Source organism: Zarconia navalis LEGE 11467, assembly GCF_015207075.1.
In the GTDB taxonomy this organism is placed as follows: domain Bacteria; phylum Cyanobacteriota; class Cyanobacteriia; order Cyanobacteriales; family Geitlerinemataceae; genus Zarconia; species Zarconia navalis.
Genome location: NZ_JADEXN010000263.1, coordinates 1 through 7253, shown reverse-complemented (window position 1 = coordinate 7253; position 7253 = coordinate 1). Strand labels below are relative to the sequence as shown.

General features: G+C 50.1%; 4 protein-coding genes. 2 read left to right on the top strand and 2 right to left on the bottom strand.

The window, feature by feature from the left end:
* Positions 1 to 162: 162 nt before the first annotated feature.
* Positions 163 to 3210, bottom strand: a complete 3048-nt coding sequence (locus IQ235_RS14110) for a DUF1574 domain-containing protein (protein ID WP_264322088.1) — start codon at positions 3208 to 3210, stop codon at positions 163 to 165.
* Positions 3211 to 3448: 238 nt separating this feature from the next.
* Between IQ235_RS14110 and IQ235_RS14105 the strand changes: the two genes are divergently transcribed.
* Positions 3449 to 3682, top strand: coding sequence for a hypothetical protein (locus tag IQ235_RS14105; protein ID WP_264322087.1), 234 nt, complete (start codon positions 3449 to 3451; stop codon positions 3680 to 3682).
* 175 nt (positions 3683 to 3857) lie between these two features.
* Here IQ235_RS14105 and IQ235_RS14100 read toward each other — a convergent pair whose 3' ends face one another.
* The gene (locus IQ235_RS14100) at positions 3858 to 4613 is read right to left on the bottom strand and encodes an N-acetylmuramoyl-L-alanine amidase family protein (protein ID WP_264322086.1); all 756 of its coding nucleotides are present in this window, start codon (positions 4611 to 4613) and stop codon (positions 3858 to 3860) included.
* Positions 4614 to 5406: 793 nt separating this feature from the next.
* On the opposite strand from IQ235_RS14100, the gene IQ235_RS14095 reads away from it, so the two are divergent.
* A partial coding sequence (locus IQ235_RS14095; protein WP_264322085.1) for a diguanylate cyclase domain-containing protein occupies positions 5407 to 7253 on the top strand: 1847 nt, incomplete at its 3' end.

Here is a 7253-nt window from a genome sequence, read left to right as displayed (position 1 = left end):
AATCTCCTTATTACTGGGCGGCGTTTGAGGTGCATGGGGAATGGTAGTGATTTTTGAAGCGCGAAAAGTCGAACGTACAAAGACGGCAATAGCCCAGGCGAACCAATCGCACCCCTTCGTGCATCGGGTCGAAACTAGAGAAACCCATCCCCGCATCTCCCATCACTGCGTCTCCCCGTCTTCCCCCATCGCACCATCGGATCCCGCAAGCCAGGGCATCATCGGATCTTGTGCCAGCCGTTGAGACACCGATCGAGCGCCGTAGCGGTTTAAGTGGCTCGGATCGGAGAAATATTCCGGTTCTCCCAGAAGCAAATCGAACAAGTTGCGAAACACGAATCCCCATTCTTTGGAGTTGGCAAGCATATATTGCTGAAAGTCTCGCTCGTATCTCATCCGCACGGGATCGAGATAGTTTTCCGTTAAGGGCAAATTGACAAACACCAGTTCGCTATCTCGGGAACGGACGAATTCCACCAACGAAGAGAAGGCAGTGGCTTGCTTGCCGCGCAACTGAAACGACTTGTAATCCGAATCGTAATCTCCGGGAACCTTCGGATGATTTTCGTAGTAAGTTGCCGGGTCGAATCGATCGCTCAGGGCGAGGAAACCGTTGGCGTAGAGGATGCCTGATTCGCCATCATCTGCCTTTTCCGTATCGATCGCATCGGTGACCGATTCAGTTTCGCTCAAATCGGCATCGATGGCATCGAGCAGCAAGCTCGACAGTTCCTCCCGTCGATCGTAAGTAGACGATCGCACCGCCAGCAGATCGTTGATACGATCGTCGAGATCTTGATAGCCATCGGTTAGCACCTGGAAAAACGAGCGCTCGGGTTCGTTGGAGATCGGTTGAGCCGGTTTTTGAGATTGAATTGGACGCAACCCTTTACTGAGGGCTTCGTACCCCGCCGACTGTACGATTCCATCGTAGGTGCGGTCTTCCCGTCCGCTATTAAAAGCTCGCGCCCCATCAGCCCAGACAATGAGTTCTGGCAGTTCCTCCGTCGGTAAAATTTTGCCGATCAGGAGGTTAATCACTTGAGCGGTGGCACCATTAATCCCGAAATTAAAAACTCGAATGTCCGGATATCCTTGAGCGGCGAGGGTTTGTTGGAGCGTTGCCGGGTCGAGACCCCGCAGCGATCGCGAACTACCTACCACCAAAACATCGGGGATGCCGAACTCGCCAACGTAATTTTGATATAGGGCTAACTGATTGTCGAACTGGTCGCTATTAAAAGACGGAAAAGAATATTCCGCCAAGGATTCATTCTCCGCCGCCCTCTTCCGGGCTGGTTCGTTACCCAGTTCGTCCTCCAGGGGGGCTGTAAATCCCGATGGGTTAAATACATCGTTGGCGGTCTCCCCGTCAGGTCGCACATCTTCTGGGGGTGAAGAAAACTCGCCATTTTCAAGCTGCACGACTTGTCCGGTCTGACGGCGAGCATTCTCGAGACTCGCACGGGCTTCGAGCATTTGACCGAGCCAGAGATCCCCGGCAAAGGTGAATAAAATCCCCAGGGTTCCCCAAATCGCCGCGATCGTCAGTTTGGGTTCGGGAGCTGTCGCGCGCCTCAAACTGGCTGCGGTATCGAGGGATTGGGGTGCGAAGAACGGAGTCCGGCAAAGAGCCGTTTGCAGGAAATCCATCGGACTTTGGCGCGGAGAATGGAGAGCCATCGGCACTCGATCTAGCTCCATCGCACTTAAATCCGGTTGGGGGAGCAAATCCCCTACATCTGCTTCCGAGGCGGCAAAATCTGGCATCGCATCGCGATTCTGGAAGGTACGGCGCACAAAATCGACCCCGTAACTCCACCGAGGCTGCTTTTGACCCGATCTGCGACCGTAAATGCGCACTCCGGCAATCCCTATCAATTGCAATTGGCGCAAAAACTTAACGATCGGCTCGGTTATCTCGCTCTGTTGAGGGCAAATCAGTCCTTCGCTCATCACGTGGAGCAAATCGGATTTGCGGCGAATTTTAATCCGAATGCCGCCGGTGAGTAGTTTTTGAGCCAGATCGGGATTGAGCAATCGCTCGATGCTAAAAGCGATCGCCTTGAGAGACCCTTCCCGAGCTAAGGTCAGCGTGGGAACTGCCAGACTGCTTTTGCTTGCGGCCGGTAAATCCAGCCAAGCCACCCACCCCGGAGCGCTCGGTTCGGGAAAAGACGCTTCGTAGGGTCGATCTAAGCCATAGGCCGTTGCTGCTTGAATCCCTCGCGGTGCCAGGAGTTTCAACGTTGGAGCGATGGCATTCATCACAGATTCTCGATCGGGAATCGGGAAGCGTCGCTCGGCGGTCGGATCGCTATCGGAAGGGGCGAACCCCATCCGGGGACAGCAAAAGATATGTAGTGTCGTTTCCTTGAGGATGGCTGAAACTTGTAGGTGTTGCGGGGCGAGAGCTTGGTTCAACCGCTCTGAAATTGCTGCCACATCCCCCCAATGGGCCCAGGTATTGATAATGCGATCGGGCGGTGTCAGATCGACCCGCAGCATCCATTCCGGTTTCGGTTCTCCGCTGACTTGACCCAAAATCGCCGCATCTCGGAAACCCTGTAGATTCAAATCCCTCAAGTGTTGGGCGATCGGACTACCGAGCAATGTCGGATCGGGCGCGTAGGTAGACTCGCACAGCACCCACAAGCGGCGATAAACCGGATTCAGACTTTGAGAATCTTCGAGATGTTTGATGGAGACTTTGATACTCATCCCCAGATGACCGAAGGCTGCGTTGAGTTGCTCGGCGATTTCTTGAGGATTGTCCGGTCGGGCAATCTTTCGTGCTAGGTCGGGTTGCGGCAAACGAGCATTTTGTTTGAGCTGACTCAACCGCTCTTTGAGAACCTCTGAGGGATTGACCTCGAACCGAACCGTCCAGTCTAAATTTTGGGAACCCGTCGAGTCCCAAGACGCTCGATCGGCTTCTGGAGTGCCATCAAGCTGACGACCGTAAAGAAACACCTGAGTGACGGCCGGTTGTTCCTCCGGTAGGGGTAAATCTTGATGAATGGCTTGGGAAAATCGAGCCATAACCACGGTGGCATCGGGACATTCTCGACCCTCACACCAGATGTGTAACTGCTTGTCCCTGACTTGGACTTTGAGTTGTACGCCTGGAAGATCCAAGGCTTGATAAGCCCATTGGGTCAAGGCAAGTTGGCTATCAACGAGGGTTTTTCGATCGACGTTCAAAACCACTGACTCTAATCCCTAATCTAAGAAGGTGCCCGAACGATGCATTTCTAGATAGATCGCACCGGGGTTATTTTGGGCTTAGTTTAACATTGCAAGGGGGAAGTCCTCACCCACGACTCAAAACCTATGAATCAAAGAATCAGACCATCTTCCATCTTTGCTCGAACGGCACTCGAAACCCCAAGATCGAGGGAGTTGAGCTAGAGTACTTCACAGTATCACATCTCAATGGTTTTGACTTATGTCCTCAACTCAGAAAAACAGCTCGCAACCCGAAGCATCCAATACGCCCGACCTACTGTTGGGATTGGCAGTCGCCCCGGTCTTAGCAGGATTGTGGGGCGGTCAAATTCTACTGGAGTGGATGCGAGAAGTCGGTCAAGTCAGCGAGGAGATCTTGCGAGGCGATCGTCTCCCCACGTTAAATTTTCCGCCATCGGAAGAACGAGTTGGGGACCCAGAGCTGGGGGAGTAAGGAGAAATGGGAGAGCAAGAGAAGAGCGAACGGACAACGAAAAATCGGGAACTCTCCCTCTCCTTTCAAGGGAATGCTTTTTACGATTGCTTGTCGAAGTGCCCCCAGCTCAAGACTGCTCGCATCCACCGGAATCTAAAAAACCTACCCTTATCAGATCTCCCTCTCTCCCAAACTACTGCTGTCGCCAGCGACGGGTAAATTCGATCATGACTTGTTCGGAGGCTTGGTCTTGGAGCCACTCTAAAGCGGCTTTTTGGTGGGGCAGTCCTTTGTAATATTTAGCGACATTGACTAAAGACAGAGTTTTTGTGGGTTTGGGTTTGGGCGAGGGTGACGGCGACGGCGAGGGTGACGGCGATAGTTCTGCCTCTGCGGGTTGCTTGCCAATAGACGCGGCATAACGATCGATCCCAACCGCGATCGCTTCTGCGGCCATTTCTGTATATCGTCTTGCCGTCGAGGCATTCACCGCATCGATAAAGTACGATTCCGTCAGGCAAGCTGCTCTCACACTCAGGGGAACTCCCAACAACACTGCCAATCCCTGACGTTTCACACCGCGATCGTTCAATCTGAGAGTATCTACTAGCTCATCTTGGAGAACTCCGGCAAATCGGTAATCTTCGTCGGTTCCATTGCGGTGGATCAGCACCTCAGTGCCTTGAGTGCGACCGTTAAAGGCATTGAGGTGCATACTCACGAAGACATCGCTATCTTCGGCGTAAGACCCCATGGCTTCTAGAAGATCCGTTGGGTCGAGGACGTTGACTTGATAGCCTTGCGCCCTCAAAATTCGGCTGGTGATGTTAGCCATCACCGTCACTTCTTTATATTCAGTCGTTCCATTTCCAGAAGCGCCTTCTTCAAAGCCCGTGCTCCCGTCTCGATCCATATAGGGGCCGTGACCCACTTCTAGTGTGACTTTCATAAGCGGGTAAAAGGTAGATTTTTGACTAAAGTGATTATGACCATCTTGGCATTTTGCATTCATCGCAACAAGTAAGGGCGATCGGGCAAAAAAAATGAGCGATCGGCTCAGTCGATTGAGGCTTGCCGTTGTGTTGGAGAGTCCGAGATCGAACCCGTTCTACCAATCCAGTTCGTCCTGAATTAAAGTTTTCCCGTACCGATTTGCAACCTTTCGATTGTTTTTAAGTCAAACTCAATCGCAGAAAAATCGATTTAATTATCCAAGAAAGCATTTTTTCAAACTTGGCTAAAATGCTCAAATATAGTGTAAAAATGTGGTTAAAGTTTGGAAAACGCAGTGGGCTAAAATATTGATAGAAATAGTGAATTTACGAACGACTCATTTTTCCCACTCAAGCCCCTACAGAATATTTTTCCCTCTTAGCGATCGCCGATCGATATTCTGAGCGGTGCGACATATTTTACTCCTCGATCGTGCTGCTTAACAGACTGTCATATTTAAACAATCTTTAAGAATCGATAGACAATCGTTCTAAAGTCAAAAATAAACTTCAAAAGTTCGATCGAAGATCGTAGATTCAGTCAAAAGCAGTAATCTTTCGGACAACACTTCAGAAATTCAACGTAAGTATTTTCACCGGAATTACTTGAGATCGATTTCTAGCAAAATCGGTCGGCTTTGTCAATTTTTTAAAAACGTATTTTTTTAGCTTAAATTGGAGTTTCAGTGAATGATAATTTCCAAAAAATAATGTTTGAATGGAATGGATCGGCAGGGAACAGAGAGAGACATGATGGATACAGCTCGGGAACCGACTATACAAACTCGACACATCTTGTTCGTCGAAGATCCCAAAGGCAGTCGAGCCATTTTGCTAGAACCCTCTACCTACTCCATCGGTCGAGAAGAAAACCACTCCATCGTACTTCATTCGCGGCTAGTCTCTCGCCATCACGCGACCTTGTTCGGCGTGCAATATCCCGGTAGCCTGGAATATTCATTTTGGATCGTCGATGGAGATGCCAAGCAGGAGAGAAGTACTAATGGTTTGATCGTGAATGGCAAAAGACGATTGTGCCATAAACTCAAACACGGAGATTTGATTTTATTTGGTGGAGGAGCCAAAGCCAGTTATCAAGTAGAATCAGATTCCTCCACCCCCACACCCAATTGCATCTATCCATCCCAGCAGCAACCTATTTACGAGCCTTCAAATCATCTAGAAACGCATTTTCTCCCCAAACCCGAACTCAAGCAATTATGTGATGCGGCCCTATCCAGACTCGCCTCATTTCCAGAACTTTCGCCCTACGCGATTATCGAAACCAATTTAGAGGGGCAGATCGCGTATCTCAATCCAGCGGCCCTGACTGCATTTCCCAATCTTCAATCCCAAGATCGAAAGCACCCCTTACTCAGGGACTTATTGGAGATTCTAAAAACTCAAAACGTGAATCTATTACATCGATCGATTGAGGTAAACGATCGCCTCTACGAACAGTCCATTCATTTGATTTCCGAAAGTCAGCTCGTTCGTAGCTATATTTTTGATATTACAGAACGCCACGAAGCCGTCTCGGCATTACGTCAAAGCGAAGCCACGAACCGCGCTCTGGTTCATGCCATTCCCGATGCCATGTTACGCATCAATTGCCACGGAAAGTTAGTCGATTTCAAAGCCCCAACCAATTTTCAGTTTCCCATTGATGTCACCCATGGCATTGGTCGCCAACTCGACAAAATTTTACCCTCAATCACAGCCGAACTCTTTCAACATTCTCTCAAGCAAGCCTTAGAAACTCAAGAAATTCAGGTGTTTGAATTTCAGCTCCAATTGCAGGGTTCTCTTTACGATTACGAAGCACGCTCCGTCACCATCTCGACCCAGGAAGTCCTGTGTATGGTTCGAGATATTACAGCCCGAAAACACGCCGAACAAATGATCCACTATCAAGCTTTCTACGATGAGTTGACAGGCCTGCCCAACCGCACGCTGTTCGACCGGCATCTTGAAGAAGCCATCACCAATGCCAAAGAGCATTCCTGTTCCATGGGTGTAATGTTTCTCGATATCGATCGCTTCAAGACGATTAACGACACCCTCGGTCATGCCAACGGAGATCGGGTGGTGTGTGAATTCGGACAGCGCTTGAGTCAGTGTCTGCGATCGAGCGATATTGTCGCCCGTTGGGGTGGCGATGAGTTTACGATCCTGCTGCCGTATCTCAAAACCCCCGAAGCCGCACAAGAAATCGCCCAGCGCATTCTCGATACCTTTAAAACCCCGTTTCAAATTGACGATCGCGAACTGTTTATCGGTAGCAGTATCGGGATCGCCATCTATCCCGAACACGGCGAAGATAGTGAAACCCTGCTGCGAAATGCCGATGTAGCCCTATACCGAGTCAAGGAGCAGGGTCGGCAAAACTTCCAGCTTTATATCCCCACGATGAATTCTCAAGCTTCAATGCGACTGAGTTTAGAAAATTCCCTACATCAAGCCTTAGAGCGACAGGAGTTCTGCCTGTGCTATCAGCCTCAAATCGACATCACTACCGGAAAAATCACGGGTATGGAAGCCCTGCTGCGCTGGTATCACCCACACTTTGGCTTAGTTTCCCCCGATCGATTTATTCC